At 56.5% G+C, this 19,056-nt stretch carries 12 protein-coding genes; 2 read left to right on the top strand and 10 right to left on the bottom strand.

Annotation, left to right across the window (positions count from 1 at the left end; all coding sequences use genetic code 11):
• Positions 1-201 precede the first annotated feature (201 nt).
• Positions 202-1,521 (top strand): MFS transporter, encoded by a 1,320-nt coding sequence (locus AAEY27_RS01150; RefSeq protein WP_342323139.1) that lies wholly within the window; start codon positions 202-204, stop codon positions 1,519-1,521.
• Between the two features lie 43 nt (positions 1,522-1,564).
• On the opposite strand, the gene AAEY27_RS01145 is transcribed toward AAEY27_RS01150, so the two are convergent.
• Together AAEY27_RS01145 and pdeH are read right to left on the bottom strand one after the other, a co-directional pair.
• The gene (locus AAEY27_RS01145) at positions 1,565-3,619 is read right to left on the bottom strand and encodes an AsmA family protein (RefSeq protein ID WP_342323138.1); all 2,055 of its coding nucleotides are present in this window, start codon (positions 3,617-3,619) and stop codon (positions 1,565-1,567) included.
• Between the two features lie 67 nt (positions 3,620-3,686).
• Positions 3,687-4,457, bottom strand: coding sequence for a cyclic-guanylate-specific phosphodiesterase (gene pdeH / locus AAEY27_RS01140; RefSeq protein ID WP_342323137.1), 771 nt, complete (start codon positions 4,455-4,457; stop codon positions 3,687-3,689).
• Between the two features lie 232 nt (positions 4,458-4,689).
• Here pdeH and AAEY27_RS01135 point away from each other — a divergent pair, with 232 nt between their 5' ends.
• On the top strand, positions 4,690-5,619 hold the full coding sequence (locus AAEY27_RS01135) for a sugar kinase (RefSeq protein WP_342323136.1): 930 nt from the start codon (positions 4,690-4,692) through the stop codon (positions 5,617-5,619).
• 43 nt (positions 5,620-5,662) lie between these two features.
• Here the strand turns inward: AAEY27_RS01135 and AAEY27_RS01130 are convergent, their stop codons facing one another.
• The 8 genes from AAEY27_RS01130 to bcsB all read right to left on the bottom strand — a co-directional run bounded on the left by AAEY27_RS01130 (position 5,663) and on the right by bcsB (position 19,034).
• Positions 5,663-6,043, bottom strand: coding sequence for a putative T6SS immunity periplasmic lipoprotein (locus AAEY27_RS01130; RefSeq protein ID WP_342323135.1), 381 nt, complete (start codon positions 6,041-6,043; stop codon positions 5,663-5,665).
• On the bottom strand, positions 6,040-6,564 hold the full coding sequence (locus tag AAEY27_RS01125) for a type IV secretion protein Rhs (protein ID WP_342323134.1): 525 nt from the start codon (positions 6,562-6,564) through the stop codon (positions 6,040-6,042). The genes AAEY27_RS01130 and AAEY27_RS01125 overlap by 4 nt, the downstream gene beginning before the upstream one ends.
• Positions 6,565-6,683: 119 nt before the next feature.
• Positions 6,684-8,177: a M16 family metallopeptidase gene (locus tag AAEY27_RS01120; protein ID WP_342323133.1), complete on the bottom strand. Its 1,494-nt coding sequence runs from the start codon at positions 8,175-8,177 to the stop codon at positions 6,684-6,686.
• Between the two features lie 218 nt (positions 8,178-8,395).
• Entirely contained in the window at positions 8,396-9,682 is a 1,287-nt protein-coding gene (locus tag AAEY27_RS01115; RefSeq protein ID WP_342323132.1) for a dicarboxylate/amino acid:cation symporter, read from the bottom strand.
• 157 nt (positions 9,683-9,839) lie between these two features.
• Positions 9,840-11,837: a sensor domain-containing phosphodiesterase gene (locus AAEY27_RS01110; protein ID WP_342323131.1), complete on the bottom strand. Its 1,998-nt coding sequence runs from the start codon at positions 11,835-11,837 to the stop codon at positions 9,840-9,842.
• Between the two features lie 220 nt (positions 11,838-12,057).
• On the bottom strand, positions 12,058-15,546 hold the full coding sequence (gene bcsC, locus AAEY27_RS01105; RefSeq protein WP_342323130.1) for a cellulose synthase complex outer membrane protein BcsC: 3,489 nt from the start codon (positions 15,544-15,546) through the stop codon (positions 12,058-12,060).
• Entirely contained in the window at positions 15,528-16,634 is a 1,107-nt protein-coding gene (gene bcsZ, locus AAEY27_RS01100) for a cellulose synthase complex periplasmic endoglucanase BcsZ (protein ID WP_342323129.1), read from the bottom strand. Before bcsZ ends, bcsC begins: the two co-directional genes overlap by 19 nt.
• A 6-nt stretch (positions 16,635-16,640) precedes the next feature.
• Positions 16,641-19,034 carry a cellulose biosynthesis cyclic di-GMP-binding regulatory protein BcsB gene (gene bcsB, locus AAEY27_RS01095; protein WP_342323128.1) on the bottom strand — a complete coding sequence of 798 codons (2,394 nt, stop codon included), beginning with the start codon at positions 19,032-19,034 and terminating at the stop codon, positions 16,641-16,643.
• Positions 19,035-19,056: the final 22 nt, after the last annotated feature.

Raw genomic sequence — 19,056 nt, 5'->3', positions numbered from 1 at the left:
GGTAACTTTTATTTAACCTGAAACCAGTTTTATCCTCTAATTTCTAAAATATGTGAAGCATTTCATAGATGCGAAATCGTGAGTCTGCAAATTATTCGCTTTTTGCCGATTTTTTGTGCTCCCCGCCGTTTTGTTACAGATTGAAATGTCGCTTTTGCTGTGGCTAATATGCTCGTTCGTTCGCCAAAATAAGAAAACTTTATGCAAGCTGCAGCTACTACAACATTCGACAACGAACCGGAACACACACCAGTAAACTCGCGCAATAAAGTGGTCGTCGCGTCTCTGATTGGCACCGCCATCGAGTTTTTCGACTTCTATATCTATGCCACTGCCGCGGTTATTGTGTTCCCGCATATCTTCTTCCCGCAGGGCGACGCTACCGCCGCCACGCTACAATCGCTGGCCACATTTGCCATTGCCTTTATCGCGCGTCCTATTGGTTCCGCGGTGTTTGGCCACTTCGGCGATCGCGTGGGCCGCAAAGTGACACTTGTCGCGTCGCTGTTGACCATGGGGATTTCCACTGTCGTCATTGGCCTGCTGCCGAGTTATGAAACCATTGGCGTAATGGCGCCGCTACTGCTGGCGCTGGCCCGTTTTGGTCAAGGGCTGGGTTTAGGCGGCGAATGGGGTGGCGCCGCGCTGCTGGCGACGGAAAACGCGCCGCCGCGTAAACGCGCGCTGTACGGTTCTTTCCCACAGTTGGGTGCGCCTATCGGCTTCTTCTTTGCCAACGGCACTTTCCTGCTGCTCTCCTGGCTGCTGACCGATGAGCAGTTTATGCAGTGGGGTTGGCGCGTGCCGTTTATCTTCTCCGCTGTGCTGGTGTTGATTGGCCTGTATGTTCGCGTGTCTCTGCATGAAACGCCGGTGTTTGCCAAAGTCGCCGCCGCGAAGAAACAGGTGAAAATCCCGCTGGGCACGCTGCTGACCAAACACGTGCGCGTGACGGTGCTCGGCACCTTCATCATGCTGGCGACCTACACGCTGTTTTACATCATGACTGTTTATTCAATGACATACAGTACGTCGCCGCAGGGCCTGGGGCTGCCGCGTAACGAAGTGCTGTGGATGTTAATGATGGCGGTGATTGGTTTTGGCGTGATGGTGCCGGTGGCGGGCCTGCTGGCGGACGCCTTTGGTCGCCGTAAGAGCATGGTGATTATCACCTCGCTGATTATTCTGTTCGCGCTGTTCGTCTTCCCGCCGCTGCTCGGTTCCGGTAACCCGGCGCTGGTGATGGCGTATCTGCTGATCGGCCTGAGCCTGATGGGGCTGACCTTCGGCCCGATGGGCGCACTGCTGCCAGAGCTGTTCCCGACGGAAGTGCGTTATACCGGCGCATCCTTCTCGTACAATGTGTCGTCCATTCTCGGCGCGTCCGTCGCACCGTATATCGCCACCTGGCTGCAAGCCAACTACGGCCTGATGTACGTCGGGTTTTACCTGGCGGCGATGGCGACCTTAACGCTTATCGCGCTGCTGCTGACCCACGAAACCAAACACCACTCGCTGTAATCGTTATCCCCTCTCTGCACCGCAGAGAGGGGGCATTCCTCGTTTAGCGTTTCATCTGCGACAAAATTGTCTGGCACTGGTTCTGCTCGCCTTCAGACGGTGAAATCAGCGCCAGCAACGCGGCCGCAGGCGTAACCAGCGTCGCCAGCGCGGCAGCCACCGCACCGCGCGCGATAAGCGGACCGGCTTTCACCCCGGCCTGCGGGTTTTTGAAGCTACCGCGCACATACAGCGGCGAACGCAGGGTCACAATGCGAATGCCTTTACTCTCCGGGTCAATCGTCAAATCAAGCTGTTCCGACGCCATGCTGGCCGTACCGGTGACGTTAATGAGCGCGTTTTCCGTATCGAAGGCGAAGATTTGCGGCCTTGCCACCCCGTTGACCAGATCGAGATTCGCGGCGGCGCAGTTGACGCGCACTTCGTCATCGCCAAACAGTTGGCCGACAATAAAGTTGCCGACGTTAAGCCCAAGGATCTCCATCAGGTTGCGGCTCACCAGCCCGTCGTTCATCAGCAGTTTCAGGTTGCCGTTGCTGGTACCGAGCAGCGCAGCGACCGAATTGCCCACGCCGCGAATATCCGCGTCACCGTTCATTTCACCCAGCGTTTTCTGCATCAGTTCCACATCAGGCATCAGTTCTTTGAGCTTCAAGCGACGCGCCTGAATATCCGCCCGCCCCTGCATCGGCTTTTTATCGCCTTCGAGGTGAATGTTCGACGAGATGGTGCCGCCCGCCAGGCCGAATTTCAGCGGCTGCAGGCGCAGGTCGGCATTTTTCAGGATGATATGGGTCGACAGGTCGCTAATCGGCAACGACGAACCGTGCTCAATACGGCGGCCTTTAAAGCGAACGTCCGCATCCATCACGTCCCATTTGTCGGTTTCAAAGCGGTCATAAGGCAGCACTTTGTCCGCCGGTTGTACCGATTTTTCGCCTTTTTGCTGCTCGGCTTGTTTCGATTTTTCCGCGCCTTTGCCGGAATCGACACCAATCAGCGGCCCTAAATCCGCTAAGCGTAACTGGCGAGATTCGACATCGCCTTCCAGTTTCGGGCGCGGTTCGCCGGTGGAATAGGTCAGCGTGCCGTGAATATCGCTGTCGCCGATATGACCGTTGAAATTGCGGTAATCAAACACCGAACCTTTTTCGCTGTTGATTTTGGCGACCAGGTGGCCGTCGGTTTCAAACGGCGGCGTATCCGGCAGCAGTACGCCGGTTAAGTCGTACAACTGGCCAAGCGAATCGCCGCCAAACTTCAGTTGCAGATCAACGCCGCCCATATTCATTGGGTCGTTGATCGTGCCGACAAACGCCACGCGAGTGTTGCCGGAGCGGAAATCCGCCTGCACCGGGAACGGCGTGCCTTCGCTACGCAGCGCCAGCATGCCGCCGATTTTGCCGGTCCCGGTAATCGTCTGGTCGTTGTAGCGCCCTTTCGCCGTCAAGCCAAAGACATAATCCCCGGCTTTCGCTTTGTCATCGCTTTTGCCGGTCACTTCGCTAAAGGGCAGCGGTTTACCCAGCGGATCGACGAGGATCTCCACATCGGCACGGCTCACCGCATCATCAATGGCAATGCGTCCGCGATCGAAAAGAATATTGTCGAGTTGGAATGACCACGCAGAGGGTTTGGCGTTGGGATCGTTGCTCTCATCGCCCGCGAGGGTAAAGGTCCAGTTATTGAGCTTTTCTGAGCGGCGGATCAGCCGTGCATCCGGCTGCTGTAGTTTGATCCACGGCAGATAAACGGTTTTGCTCAGCAGTGAAAGCGGCGCGAGCGTCGCTTCGACGCGCGGCAGGTGAACCATAGTGATTTCATCAATGCCCGGCGGGTTGCCGAGAATAATATCGTCGGCGTGAACATGGGGCCACGGCACCCAACTGCGCCAGCCGGTTTCCTCTTTTTGCCGCTCCCAAACCACACCCAAATCGCCGCGAATGGCGAAGGGCCGATTCAGTTCAGTGGAGACTTTTTCATTAATGGTGGGTTTGAGGCGGTTCCAGTCAAATGTCGCAATGATAATGATGGCAACCACAATCAATAGCAGCAGCGTCGCAAAGACGGTAATGATCGCTTTACTCGTTTTTGTCATTGTTATGCCTTTCCTCTAAAGCCTTACCTGTCATAAAGATAGTAGAGGCTGAGGGAAACGGCAGCGTTTAGAGCTCGAGTATCACGTGTTCAAGTTTGGTCAACGGCATCGGGCGAGAGAGAAAATAGCCCTGCGCTGCATGCGCCGGAGAGTTTTGCACATCGCGCCACTCTTCGAGCGTTTCAATGCCTTCGACAATCACGCCCTGACAGTAGCGGTTCATCAGTTGTAGCAGCAATGTGAATAGATTTTGCCCTTCCGGCGTTTTGCGCAGCATGATGAACAAGTCGCGAGCCACTTTGATGTAGTCATAACGCACTTCGCTCAGCGCCGAGAAGTTCGCCATGCCGGTACCAAAATCATCCAGCCACAGCGGCCCAATTTCGCTGATAGAAGCGAACGTGGAATCCTGCGGTAAACGGATGTGTTCAACCAGTTCGAAGCGGATCCACGGCAGCGATTCGACCAGCGCCATCAGCGTTTTATTCTGGCGCATCGCCAGCAGCGTTGGGCCATCGACGTTTACCGACGCCAGCACATCGTTTTTGGCGAAGAAATCTTTTTGTTCTGCCAGCAGCGCGATTTGTTCATGGACGACATCAACGCGCTGGCGCACCGCCACTTCTGAAAAGTAACGGTCCGGGGCAATGCGTTGTTCCGGCTGCGAGGGATGGGTGACAATGGTCAGTACTTCAATCGCCATCAGACGGCCATCGGTTTTATAGATGGGCTGATAAGTGTAAGCACGCTCGCATTGCAGCCAATAACGACGCTCCTGCAAGCTTTCAATGCTCGCTTCCGGAATGTTTAGCCGCTGGATGACCTGCTTCAACATCATTTCTATGTCCTGTCGATGGGGATGACCTGGAAGAACTCGTCAAAGGGTTATCGGCGCTTGTTCAGATAACTTTACGTCCTGGCGGTGGGCAAAAATCAAAAAGCCGCATGGAGGAATTTGCAGGTAATACGCTTTAGCTCAAAAAAATACTGGAACGATGTTTTAATATGGTTGACCACGAATCACCCACACAGCACACTACCGTTAATTTATCTGATCTAGGTTTACGACTATGTCCAGGAAAATTGCCGTCATCGGCGAATGCATGATCGAACTGTCACAAAAAGGCGCTGAAGTTAACCGTGGTTTTGGTGGCGACACGCTGAATACTTCCGTTTATATCGCCCGCCAGGTCAATCCTTCCGCGCTCTCTGTTCATTACGTTACCGCGCTCGGCACCGACAATTTCAGCCAGCAGATGCTGGATGCGTGGCAGAGCGAAGATGTCGATACCCGCCTGACGCAGCGTATGGAAAACCGCCTGCCGGGGCTGTATTACATCGAAACCGATAGTACCGGCGAACGTACCTTCTACTACTGGCGCAACGAAGCCGCCGCCAAATTCTGGCTCGAGAGCGAGCAGTCAGATGCCATTTGCGAACAACTGGCGACTTTTGATTACCTCTATCTCAGCGGTATCAGCCTGGCGATCTTAAGCCCGACCAGCCGCAACAAGCTGTTGTCGCTGTTGCAAGCGTGCCGCGCCAACGGCGGCAAAGTGATTTTCGATAACAACTACCGTCCGCGCCTGTGGGCGAGCAAAGAAGAGACGCGTCTGGTGTATCAGCAGATGCTGGCCTGCACCGACATCGCTTTCCTGACGCTGGATGATGAAGATCTGCTGTGGGGCGAGAAGCCGGTGGAAGAGGTTATCGAGCGCACGCAGCGCGCGGGTGTGAAAGAAGTGGTGATTAAACGCGGCGCAGATTCTTGCCTGGTGGCAATCGCCGGTGAAGCCGTGGTGGAAGTCCCGGCGGTGAAACTGCCGAAAGAGAAGGTTATCGACACCACCGCAGCAGGCGATTCTTTCAGCGCCGGTTACCTGGCGGTACGCCTGACCGGTGGTGACGCCACTGCTGCCGCAAAACGCGGCCATTTAACGGCCAGCACCGTTATCCAGTATCGCGGCGCAATTATCCCGCGCGACGCCATGCCGGAATAAGTTGTGAAAGTCGCCTCTATAACAGGGGCGACTCAATGCCCGATTAATTATTCATATCCTGCAACGCGATATTTTTACCCTGCATCGCCACGGTGAAACGCGCTTCGTACGAACGTAAACCTGTCCTCACCGTAATGTTGTAAGCATTACCGTCTTTGAAAGCAAAATGATCGATGCCGGGAATACACTCACCAGACTCCAACAGTATGGGAGCGGATGCATATGATTTCTCATAAGCATATTTCACCGTGCTGTAATCCCAGATGCCAATCCCAATGATCTTTTCCCCGGCATCAGGTTGGTTTACAACAATGCAAATCTGATTGTTCACAACCGTTGATTGCGCGGGTCTCATATTGATGCGGTCACCAACCGGGCAGCCCGCCAGAAAGAGAGGAAGGAAGAGGGAAAAGTATTTTTTCATAATGGCAATCCCGCGCTTCTTATGAGTGGTTCAAATTTCGATAATGTATTTTTATCAATGACACCGATTAATTCTCGGTCCGCAAGTCTGAAAAAAGCCTTTTCGCCAAATGTTTTGAGATAGAAGTGATCTGCAATGATCGATGCTTGCTGTTCCATTGGGTAATCAGACAACCGAAATTTATCGATTTTGTATTTATAAACAGTAGCCCAGCTGACCAGCCCTCTGGTGCACACCCACATTCCTTTTTGGTGTTGCCAGACATGGGTCATTTCATGAATGAAAAGATGCTGCGTCGGAGGCGGCTCGATGGAAAAATCTCGGCGATATAGCGAACGACGGTAATACAACTCTCCGTTTGGAGTCATGACATATTGTTCATTTTGCAGCCCAAGCGGCAGGTAGCTGTCACAATGGATCCGAACAGAATCATAAAAAATTTCGTCACCGAACACGGAACGAGCCAGTAAAGTTTCGCCGAGCGTTAACTTCCTTTTGATACCTTCTGATTGATTTTCCATTAACAATCCTTTCCGTTGAGTTAATGGGACAAGCTACTGGAAGAACACTCCACCAGCAGACTTCCTTGTCCAGATGGAACTAAGCATTTTGCCCCCTTCTTCGGCTGAAGGGGATGAGATCACTGCTGCGGCGGGATATCCGACACATCCGGGCGAACATCATCAGTGCTGGCAGGCGCGGCGGGCGTTTCAGCCGGTTTCATCACCGCGTCCCACGTTGCCTGCAACTCCTTCATGTTATGTTCCGGTTCGCCTTTCGGTTGCAACAACACCAGCGTCATATCTTGCGAAAGCTGCTGATGCAGATCCTGATTCAGCAACTCCGGCGTCAGGTTGGCTAAGAAACGCTGGCGCAATTTTTGATACTGCTCCGGCGCGATATCCACCACCTGGTTTTGCAACGAACGCATACGCTGGCTGATGAGGATGTCGGTATCGGCGTGGGCGTAGGTGGCGAACAGCTTCTGCAATTCGAGGTTTTTCTGCGCAATCAGCGCCTTGAATTCCTCTTCCGGCAGGCCCTTATCACGCACTTTTGCCAGCTCGCGACCAATCACACCGGTATTGGCATCCAGTTTGTCATTCGGCGAATCGACGTTAATGGCGCATTGCGCACGCTGGAACAGTACCCGGCAGTCAAAGCCGAGGCCGATATCTTTGCTGTTGTTTTTATTCAGGTTTTGCTGGATATGCCAGAACAGCGCTTCACGGGCTAAATCCGCGCGCCAGTAGCGTTCAAGCTCGGCGGACTCGCGAATCGGCTGCCAGGCGGAATCCCACATAATCGACAGACGATCCTGCGTCACGGCTTCGCTCATCAGACTCACTGGCTGGTGCGGCAGCGGCGACAGCGTCGCGACCGGCGTCGGCGACTGGCGTTTGCCTTTCAGCTCGCCGAAGGTTTTATTGATTTGCTCTGCGACGGCGCGGCTATCGACGTTGCCTACCACAATCAGCGTCATGGCGTCTGGCGTATACCACTTCTCGTAAAACGCCTTCAACTGCTCGGCATCGACCGGTTCTTTCAGTTCACCCGCCGGATCGTGGCCCAGCAGCGGCGAACCTTTCAGGCGATAGCGCCACCAGCTGTCCTGGGTGTCACCAGGCCAGGTCGCGACCATATCGTTGCTGGCGAGGGCGTGATTCACCGTCTCAGGCGTAATGGTGAGTTTCCCGGCAGCATCCGACAGGTAGATCATCGCCTCTTTCAGCAAGTCGCTGCGATTGTTCGGCAGACTCAGGTTGTAAAGGGTGTATTCGTAGGAGACCAGCGCCGGCGGCAGCGGGCGTTTCGGGTCAATCCCTTGTTGCCATAAAGAACGAACCTGCGCCGGTTCGAGGCGGCCGCTGTGGGTCAAGGCAACACGGGGAATAAAATGGCTGAAACCGCTCTGCTGCGTGCTTTCGGTGAGCGAGCCGGTATCAATAGACAAGCGAATTTCGATGCGATCGCTGGGGCGCTGCGGCGTAGCGAGAACCTGCCAATGAAAACCATTCGACAGCGTTCCTTGTTGCCAGGCCGGATCGGGCTGGAGCGCCTCTGCCTGCACATAACCGGCCGCCGCCAACATCAGCAAACCGCCCGTTATCAATCGAATTTTTGTGCCCTGCATGAGAACCCCTAATCAACATTCCTGGTTAAAAAGTATGCCCGCCAAAAGGAGGCTTGGTGAGACATAAAACACTTCGCTTTTAGACCGCAGGAAAAGCAAAACGTCACATTGTGACGTGAATTATGCCGAAAATTCATCATGAATTGTGACGTTAGCGAGGGGTAATTATGCTTAGCTGCCCGTAGTCAGACAAGAGACTACGGGCATAAGTATCGAAATTAAGAGGAGATTCCGGGGCTTTGCGCCGTATCCGAACGATTATTCAGCGTGTTAACCAACTGTTTCTTATCAAGCTCTTTAACGTATTTCGCCACCACAATGGTTGCTACGCCGTTGCCGACCAGGTTGGTCAGGGCGCGCGCTTCGGACATAAAGCGGTCAATACCCAGAATCAACGCCAGCCCCGCCACCGGCAGGTGTCCTACGGCAGAAAGCGTTGCCGCCAGCACGATAAACCCGCTGCCCGTCACCCCAGCGGCCCCTTTCGAAGAGAGCAGCAGCACCACCAGCAAGGTGATTTGGTGAATGATATCCATATGGGTATTCGTCGCCTGGGCGATAAATACCGCCGCCATCGTCAGGTAAATCGAGGTGCCATCCAGGTTGAACGAGTAGCCCGTGGGAATGACCAGCCCGACCACCGATTTACGACAGCCGAGGCGCTCCATCTTCTCCAGCATGCGCGGCAGCGCGGATTCGGAAGACGAGGTGCCCAGCACAATCAGCAACTCTTCACGGATATAACGGATAAATTTGAAGATATTGAACCCGGTGACACGCGCGATAGTGCCCAGCACCACCACCACAAACAGAATACAGGTGATGTAGAAGCAGATAATCAACTGGCCGAGTTGCACCAGCGTCCCCACGCCGTATTTGCCGATGGTAAAGGCCATCGCCCCGAACGCGCCGATGGGCGCCAGGCGCATAATCATATTGATGATGCCGAAGATCACCTGCGAGAAGCTTTCAATGACGTTGAAAATCAGCTGGCCTTTATGGCCGAGACGATGCAGCGCGAAGCCAAACAGCACCGCAAACAGCAACACTTGCAGAATGTTACCGCTGGCGAAGGCGCCAATGACGCTCGCCGGGATCACATCGAGAAGGAAGTCGGTTACCCCCTGCGACTGCGCCTGTTCGGCGTACACCGCCACCGCTTTGGCATCCAGCGTCGCGGGGTCAACGTTCATACCCGCACCGGGTTGCACCACATTGACAATAATCAGGCCGATGATCAGCGCCAGCGTACTGACAATTTCAAAATAGAGCAGTGCAACCGCACCGGTACGACCCACCGCCTTCATGCTTTCCATGCCTGCAATGCCGGTGACAACCGTACAAAAAATGACGGGCGCGATGATCATTTTGATGAGTTTGACGAAGCCGTCACCCAGCGGTTTCATCTGCGCCCCGAGTTCAGGGTAGAAATGGCCAAGCAAAATACCGACCGCGATCGCAGTCAGGACCTGAAAGTAGAGACTTTTAAACAGGGAGGTTTTCATAAGGTGTCCTTGAGATTAAACCTCAGGCTTTATAGGGTTTTCGGTTAGCCTGCGATTTAAAAATAACACCCGTCAAACATGACAGAAATGAACTTAGATCAATTCCGAAACAACAATGTTAAAAACTTTGAACTAACTCGCACAATCCCATAACAATTTAGCTGTTTTCGGCATTATCCGAGACGGCAAAATAGCGGCGCTCAAAGGCCTCTGTCGGCATTGGGCGGGCAAACAACGCGCCTTGCGCCACATCGACGCTCACCTCAACAAGCCATGCGCGTTGCCCTTCATGCGCCACGCCATCGGCAATAACGCGCACCATCAGACTGCGCGCCAGCGGAATCATCGCCGCCGCCATATGGCTGTCGTCCGGCAAGCCATCCACAAACATTTTGCTGATTTTCAGGGCATCCAGCGGCAACGGCTGCATCTGCTGCAAGCCGCTAAACCCCATGCCAATATCATCCAGCACAATTTGCACCCCGGCTTCACGCAGTGGCAACAGCGTGGCGACGGCGAATTGCGCATCGGTGAACAGGCGGCTTTCCGTAATATCGAGGGTCAGCGTGTGCGGCGCAATAGAATAGCGGCGCAACAATTCAGGCAGTTCAGCGGCCAGGTTATGTTGCAACAGCGCCTGCGCCGGAAGCGTGACCGACAGCGGCAGCGTGATGCCGCGCGCCTGCCAGGCCACCAGCAAACGGCAAGCCTCGTCCAGCATCCACTGCGTAACGCTGGCCGTTTGCCCGCAAGAAACAATGCGTTTAAACAGTTCTTCTTCGCCAGACCAGTTGCCGTCCGCCTGCTGCAAGCGCAGCACCGCCTGGGCGCCCACCACCGCACCGCCCATTAATTCCACCTGCGGTTGCAGCCAGAGCGCAAAACGCCGCTGCTCAAGAGCACTAGCGATCTCGCGCTCTTGCGCCAGCCATTGCTGTGCTTGCTCTAACTGCGCGGGGTCGTAGAAGTGAATCTGGTTTTTGCCTTTGCGCTGCGCGCTGGCCACCGCCGAAACCGCTTGTTGATAAAGCTGTGCGGAAGAGAGGTCGCCGTTGAACATCGCCACGCCAATGTTGGCGTGCGGGCGCAGCTGGATGCCTTTAAGCGGAACGCACTCATTGATAACAGTGAGCACTCGCTTACCTAGCGTCATCGCCTGCCACGGCGCTTGCACGCCGTGCGCGAGGATCGCGAAGTCGCAAATGCTCAGTTGTGCCAGCACCATCCCCGGCGCCAGCGCCGATTTCAGTTTTTCAACCAGCGTCAGCAACAGCACTTCGCGCTGCGCTTCCTGCAACACACCGGCGGTGTCGCGCAGGGTATCGCTGGAAACCACCAGCAGCGCGGTGCGCGATTGCCCGGCCACGGCTTGTTCCAGCAGCGCCATCAGAAACGCTTTGTTGGGCAGTTCGGAAACCGGGAACTGAATCGCCTGAATGTTCAGTTCTTCTTGCTGGCGCAGCAGCATCTGCTGGTTGCGGTTGTAGCTTCGCACCATGATGCCAATCTCATCATCATGATGCAGCCTCGGCAGCACCAGTTGGTGTCCGGGCAGATCTTGCGCGGGCAGTTCATTCAGTTCGCGGGCGATTTTACGCAGCGGGTGCACCACCAGCCGGTTAATGCACCAGGTGAGCGCCACGGTGATCATCAGGGTGAGCAGTAAGTAAGCAGTTACTAACGTTGATAGCGTGCTGATGACGAACTTATAGACGCGATACGAGTCCGCTTGCAGCACCAGGTACGCCAGCGGCTGCGGGTTCGCCGGGCGTTCCAACGAATAAATCGGTAAGGAGATCTGGATTGGCAGCTCGAATATCCGCGTGATCATCACCGGCACCGGACTTTCGGGAATAAAGCGCATGCGCAGCGCCTGGAACTGGTTGGGCAGCACCACATCGGCGCGGCTCACCACCCCGGCGGGCTTGATCTGCTGAATAATGGCTTCGGCCTCGGGAATATCGGCCTTCAAAATCGCCGCTGAAAGCGGTTCACGAACAGAACGGGCGATACTTTCCAGTTGTGCAGCCGTGTTGTAGCGATTCTGCTGTAAGAAGTGAAACAGCAGAATGACGCAAAAAATAAAAACAAACACCATAGAGACAACAGAAACCATGGCCATCTGTTTAATCGTTAAAGAACGGCTAACACGCAAAATCACTCTCCAGAGAAACAATTGGCGCAGAGCAGAGATAAGGATGACTCTGCCGCCAGAGTATACTCTATCGCGACGCTCTTGAGACTAACCGCTAAGCATATTCTCAGTCCACTTATTACAGCAGTGAATGAATGAGGTAACGCGTTGATGTAAATGCAGTTAACCACGAATCTGAGGGTGTTTCGCGCCGTGGTTAACCGCCAGGAATTGTCTTTTTTTACCAGTCTGCCTGGGGAACCAGCGGCTGAAGCGGCATATCCATGTCACCCTGCCAGCCCGCGCCGGAATAACGCACGTAAATCAACCCGTGGCTCGGCGTGTAGTCCTTCGCTTGTTGAATATCGATCCCGGCACCGACAAACCAGTGGGAAGTGACGCGGCGTTCAATCAGCGCACGCGCGGTGTAACCCACGCCGGTGCTGCTGCCGCCAGATTCGGTAAGCTCGCTCGCCTGCGAACGGAACTCAGATGGAATCAGGCTCAACAGCGGATAACGCGGCATAGTTTTGGTGCGCGAGTGCGACCACGACACCGAACCGCCCAGTTCCCACGACCAGTTTTCCGTGCGCTGACGCCACAACACCGGCACCGCGAAAGAGAGGTACTCCTGCGGGCTGTAATAACCGCCCTGGCCCAGCGTGTAGTTACTCAAGTCTTTGTCGTAGTGCCAAATCATGTTGTTCAGCCCGACGGTAACGCGCCGATTGTTCTCATTAATCAGCTTGTAGTAGTAACCGGTCATCCAGCGCACACGCCAGTTATCGGCAACGTTTTTGCCTTCCAGCGTATCCGCGCCGAGGCTCGCCCAGACGCCATTCGCTTCGCCTTTGTCATAACTCAGGCTGAGCGTGCCGCCGTTGGCGCGCACGCCGCCCCAGGTTTTGCCGGTATTGCTGGCCGGATCTTTTTGTCCACCAAAGGCCAGCAATGAGCTGGAGATCGGGCGGCGGTGTAAATCGACGGTATAACCGAGCGGGCCGACATCGCTGCTGTAGCTCAGCCCGCCGACCACATCGACGACGTTAAAACCCATCGGCGTGGTGCCAATGTCCATCGACCAGGTGTTGTTTTTCCAGCCCGCCGCAATGCTGGCGCCGTTATCTGACTGATGACGGTTTCCGCCGAAACACGCCACATCGCCACAGGTACCAAAGCTCGGGTCATAAGAACCATCGGCATTTTGGCTGAACGTACCGACATCCATATTGATCACATCGGTACGGAAGAACATACGCCCGTCCGCCAGCGGCGTATCCACCTGCAACATGGTGGTGTGGGCTTTCAAATCGGAATAACCGCCCGTACCGCTGGAACTGGAATACTCATGCTGCAACGTGACATTGAGATCCTGCTGGCGGTAAAGATCCGCCGCATCGCTGCGCACGCCGCGCTTGAGCCAGTCATCTTTTTCATCATTGCGCGTTAAGCGGGTAAAGCTGTCGTTATTCGCCGGGCGCTGCGTAGTGACACCGGACGCCACCATCGCGTCTTTGTACATCTCCAGCGCCTGCTGCGGCGCGCCGGTTTGCACGTCGAAACGGGCGGCATCGCGCAGCACCAGCGCGCTCTCCATCGACGGCGGTTGGGATTTCGCCTGCGGAACAATGGTGCCAAAGATGCGCGCCGCGCTGTCGATATCGCCCAGTTGGGTTTGTACCAGCGCCAGACGCCGCTGGGTGTTGATCGACGGAGGCTGTGCGGGCGTTGCGGCGGGCATTTTCGCCAGTTGCGCGCGCGCCGCCACAAAATTACCGTCAGCGGCGTAGAGTTCGGCAAGCCCGAGCAGCGCATCTTCATTTGCCGGTTCGCGCTTCAACACGCGCTGATAAGCGTCCTGCGCGGACGCCGAATCGCCCCGCTGTTGCGCCCAATCGGCGAGTGTTAAATCAAGACGCGTGGAAGCCGGTTGCTGCGCCAGTAACGCCACGGCCTGATCTTCATGGCCGCTGTCGCGCAGGCGATTGGCTTTCTCCAGCAACTGGTTGGCTTGCAGCCTGTCCGCCAGTTCCTGAATGTTGCTGTTCCATTTTTCTTTTGGCAGGGCGTTGAGGTGGTTTAACGCCGCCATCTCCTGATTGTTCCCCGAAAGGTACAGGCTGTAAGCATAAACCTGTTCAGGATCGCCCGGCTTCTGCGCGGCCAGCCGGTGCATTTGTGAATCCGCTTCGCCCTGCTGCCCGGCCTGGCGTAAATCGCTCGCCAGACGGTAGGTTATCCACACGCTGCCGGGGTCGAGCGCCAGCCGTTTGCGTTGCAGTTCTGCCGCCTGCGCCCACTGGCCTTTGCTTTCCAGCGCTTCGGCCTGTTGCGACAACCGGTCGTTCGTCAGCCCGCGTTCAATATCGTCAATGCTGCGCCGCTGGCTGGCGGTGAGGGATTGAATAAAGCTTTCCGCTTTTTCCGGCGATTCGGCGCGGTAAATGTTGGCAAGGCCGCGCACGGCGTTGGTGTTTCCGCTGTCCATGCTCAGCGCCTGGCGGTAAAAACGCTCCGCCGCCGCGTTATCTTTGCGCGCCACCGCCGCATCACCGAGGCCGAGCACCGCGTAACTGTCGGTGTTGTCGGTGTTGCGCGCCTGCTGGTAGTAACGCTCCGCCTGCGCCGGGTTATTGGCTTTCAGCGCGTTATCGCCCTGCTCAATCAACAACCAATAGCGGTTGGTTTGCAGCAGGCTGTCCCACTTGCTGCGGTTGCCGCTGGTCGGGTCCATGGCGATGGCTTTTTCAAATTGCGCCACTGCGCGGGCGCGGTCGCCGCTTTGCGAATAGGCTTGCCCCAGCGCGCCCACGGCTTCGCTGTCAGCACTGTTCGCATTCACCGCTTGTTGCAGCTCGCCCACCGCTTTTGCTCCCTGCCCGGCATCCACCGCCGCCAGCCCTGTCGCGCGCGCGCGAAAAGCCGGATCGGCCAGTTGTTTTTGCTGCGCCGCAAGCTGAGTACGGGCGCTGTCCGCCGTATCGCCCGAGGTGAAAAGTGTCAGGAAATGCTGTAACGCTTTTACGCTGGCATCGCTCACCGGCATGTCCTGAATTTGTTGATACCAAATGCTCGCCGCCGTTTCGCGCCCGCCGCTGGATTTCGCCATCTCTTCGAGTATCGCGAAGCCTTCCGCGCTGCGGCCATCGGCAAACAGCAACGGCGCCAGCCCGCCTTGCAACAGTCCGTTGCCGGGGTTGCGGGCGTTAAGTGTTTGCAGTTGCTTGATGGCTTCATTACGACGCGCCGGGACTTTCGCGACGACCAACCAGTACTCGACCGCGATATCGCCTTCCGGCGGGTGGCCTTTAAACAGCGCATCGTAAGCGGCAATCGCTTCTTGCGTGTGGCCTGTCGTCGCCTGTAAGCGCGCCTGTTGCAGCGCCTGGCGCCCTTCTGCGCTAGAAAGCGACATAGTAGTGACCGAGGATTGATACGCGCTGGAGTTCGGTGCCAACGTTTTCAGACGGTCGAGCTGCTTTTGCGCGCCCGCCGTGTCGCCCTGGCGCAGTAAATAGCGCAAACGCGCGGCAACGACGTCCGGGTTATCCGGGTCAATAAGTTCAAGACGGTATAACGACTGGCTGACCAGATCCTCGCGCCGGGTGCTCTCGCCCAGACGAACCTGATCCAGTAACCGCTGCTGCGCGGTGGGCTCTGCCGCGCTCACGCCGGGTGCCAGCGCGAGGCCGAGTGAGAGACAAAGTAAACTTACGATGAACTTGCGCATTCCTGGTTCCAGTCAGGTTGTAACTCCCCGCGAGGGGTGAAGCGGAAACGATACTGATCCCATCCTTGTCCAAACAGGGTCAGAACGTAGCTGTAATAGGCATCATCGCCGGGGAAATGGTCAGCCACTTTTTGCCGTTGCACGGCCTGCGCATCACGATCCTGTAAAAACGGCAACAGCGCAGCAGCGAAACCGACCGGGCCATCACCGTGAATCTGCCCGGTGGCGACATCCACTTTTTCCGGCACCACGCCATTCTTCGCGGTGACGTTCGCCATCGGTTTCAGTTTGTTCAGCAGGCGCGCTTTTTGCTCGTCGCGATCATTTAGCATGCCGACCCACAAATAAACGCGGATCGCATCGTAACTGCTGACCAGAGTTTTCTCGCCTTTAAGCTGCCAGCCGTTGCTCTTTTGATAACGTACCCAGTCCGGTGAGAAGCCTTTCGGCGCGGTCTCCAGCAGCAGGCGAAGATTGGTTTCACGCAGCGTTGACCAGGGCGCGCCAAATTGGGCGAAATAACGGGCCAATTGCGGCGGCAGGTAGCTCGGGTTAAAGCGCCAGGTTGTGGGTTCGGCAAAACCGACTTTCCCCGGCAGCAACATGGAACCCAGCTCCGGCACGGTTACCACTTCCTCTTTCGCGATAAGCGCCAGCAGCGCCTTACCTAACTGAGTATAACGCGGCTCTTTCCACAGACGCCCCGCCTCTAAAAGTGACCAGGCGATCCAGATATCGCCATCGGACGCGGAGTTGCTGTCGAGCACCGCCCAACGGTCATCCTCTTTTTTCCCCCATAACCAGGCGGGAAGATGCGTGCTGAGCGAGCCCTGCGCGAGGTTGTCTTGCGTCCATGCCAATAGCTTGTCGAACATCGCGCGGTCATTGGCGGCAAGTGCGAAGAACAGCGCGTAGCTCTGCCCTTCCGAGGTGGTGATTTTGCGTTGATCGCTGGGGTCGATAACCCGGCCGCCTTCGCTGATATACGCCTGCTTAAAATGATCCCAGGCCGGCCATGTGCAGGCGGCGCGCACATTCACCGCCGCCAGCACCAGTGCTGCCATCAAAACACCCCGTAACGCATGCATGGTCAGTTACTCGTGATCCGACGGGTCAAGACGACGGCGGCTGATGATCCGCAGCAGACGCCACAGCACCCACGCCATCAACACCACAACCACCGCCGCCAGTACCGCCAGCAGCACCGGATGGTTGGAGAGCGCGTACCAAATGCGTTCAAACCACGGCAGATGACCGACGTAGTAAACATCTCCCACGCGCAGGCCGTTCACGCCCGATTCGCGGATCACCGTCACCGAGCCAAAAATCGCCGCGCGTTTGCCGCTGTCGTTCACCGCCCCGTTCAGCAGTTCGTAGCCACGCGGGCTATCGGCCAGCAGCGCGACCACGCTGCGCTGATCGTTATACGGTGACTGGAAGCCGACAATCGCCGCCATTGGGCCATCGGACGTGACACCGGTTTGCGTATCGGCCTGGCGGTCGGCGGCATCCGGCACAATCGACGGGAACGGCGTCTGGCGCAGTGGGGTTTTCACCCAGCTTTGCGCCGCATCCACCAGCAGGTCGATGCGTTTGTCATCTTTCAGCTGCGCCGGGATCGCGCCGATGATCATGATGTCGGCGTCTTTATCCTTGATCTGGTTGCCGTCGTTGGTCAGTTGAACATTGATCGCCGGGAAACCGGTTTGCGCGCCGACCGTACCGAGCGTATCCAGCAGCGTACCGACCTGCGCAGGCGTCGGTTGCGGCGGCGTCACCACGATGGTTTGCGACAAATCAGCCATGCGGCTAAACGGGAAGCCCGCGTTGGCGAACGCGCGCAGATCCGGCATCGCGATAAAGTGGTAATACTTTGAAAAATCAATGGTCGAATCGTCGCCAATCACCACGCGGTTCGGCACTTGCTGGAAGGTCACGCAGTTCTCGATCGTGCCGCCCGGCATCGGATTCATGTACTGGAAATCAAAGCGCAGTTGGTTAATCGCCCCCAGTTTCAGCGCCGGAATCGACACGTCCGTTTTGCTGTCCAGCAGCCCTTGCAGCACCGGGAGATGCAGCAGCAGACGGTTACTCTCCTGGTTCCCCGTCAGGTTGAAATATTGCAGGAACTGATTGTTCAGGCTGATATCCATGCGCGAACTGTCTTTGGTCGGCGGCGCGGTGTAACGATAATTCAGGTTCATATCGATACCGGTGCTGCGCAGCAGGTAGAGATCCGGCGGCAGGTTCATCGACAAGTTGATGGATGCCGGTTCCAGCCCGGTGGACTGCAACTGCTCTTCATAGGATTTCAGCTCGCCAAAAGTGACCGGGCGATCGGTGCGCACCCAGTTCGGCGCATCATAAGGCTGACGCGCCAGCAGCGGTTTCACCTCGTTGACCGTCACGCTATCGCCACGGAACAGCACATTGCCCTGGGCGATGCCTTTCGCTGCCTGCAACAAGTCTTTATCGTCGCGGCCAAACACCACCAGCAACTTCAGATACGGGTCAGTCGGGTGGTTGACCATGCTGATGGTCGGCCCTTTCACCGGCGGGTGATCTTTGAGGAAATCCGGGCGCTTGTCGTTGGTCGCAAAGATGATGGCATTGCTGTCCGGCAGTGCGTTGTACGACACCGGGAACGTCTGCCCGCGCCAGCCGGTACGCGAACCAAACCAGGAGGCGATCACCGCCGCCGCCTGCTGTTGCTCAACGCCAGGCGCGCTGGCGAAGACCATCGGCAGCGTTAACGGACGGTTGTCACGCGGGTCGAAGAAGGGGATCGGGAAGTGCGAAAGATCATTTTTCACCGACAGCTTCTGGTAAGTCAGATCCAGCGAGCTATCGCGGCCGATATCCATCCACAGCGTGCTGCTGGCCGGGTTTTCGCACACATCGCGATAGTGCCCGACAAACTCCAGCCGCACGCGGTTAAAGTCGGTGATAAACAGCGGGTTGATGGGCAACTGCGCCTGCGTTTTCTTGCCAAGCTGCTCTTTGGTGACCGGCAGCACGCCCATCAACTCATCGTTCAGATAGACCTTTAACTGAGACTGCACCGGCAGCAGCGACGGCGACGGCGTGTACTCAAGGTTGAGCACCGCGTTCGACACCACTTCATCGCTGCGCATGCCAAACTCGACGCTGTTGTTCGGGTTGATGCCGCGCAGCACCATACTGCCCGGCGGCGGCGCGATTTGCGCAAAGGTGAGTTTCACATCGCGCGACGGCGCATCGGCCGCCACCGGCGCGTTGGCACCTTGTACGCCAGGCATCACTTGGCCCACCACCGTTTGCCCTTCGGTTGGCGTGTTCGGCGTTACGGTTTCCGTTTGTCCCGGCGCAGGGGTCACGACCGGCTCAGTCGCGGGCGCGACCGCCGGCACAGTCGGTGCCGGACGCGCAGGCGCTGCGAAGGTCATCATTGGGGTCAGCGTGCTCATCCCCACTGCCACTGCACAAATCCAGGAAAGTTTTCTTTTCATCGCGTTTTCATCATTGTTGAGC

Source organism: Kosakonia sp. BYX6 (assembly GCF_038449125.1).
GTDB lineage: Bacteria > Pseudomonadota > Gammaproteobacteria > Enterobacterales > Enterobacteriaceae > Kosakonia > Kosakonia calanthes.
The sequence above is the reverse complement of the archived record's forward strand: the minus strand, read 5'-3'. Positions and strand labels throughout refer to the sequence as shown.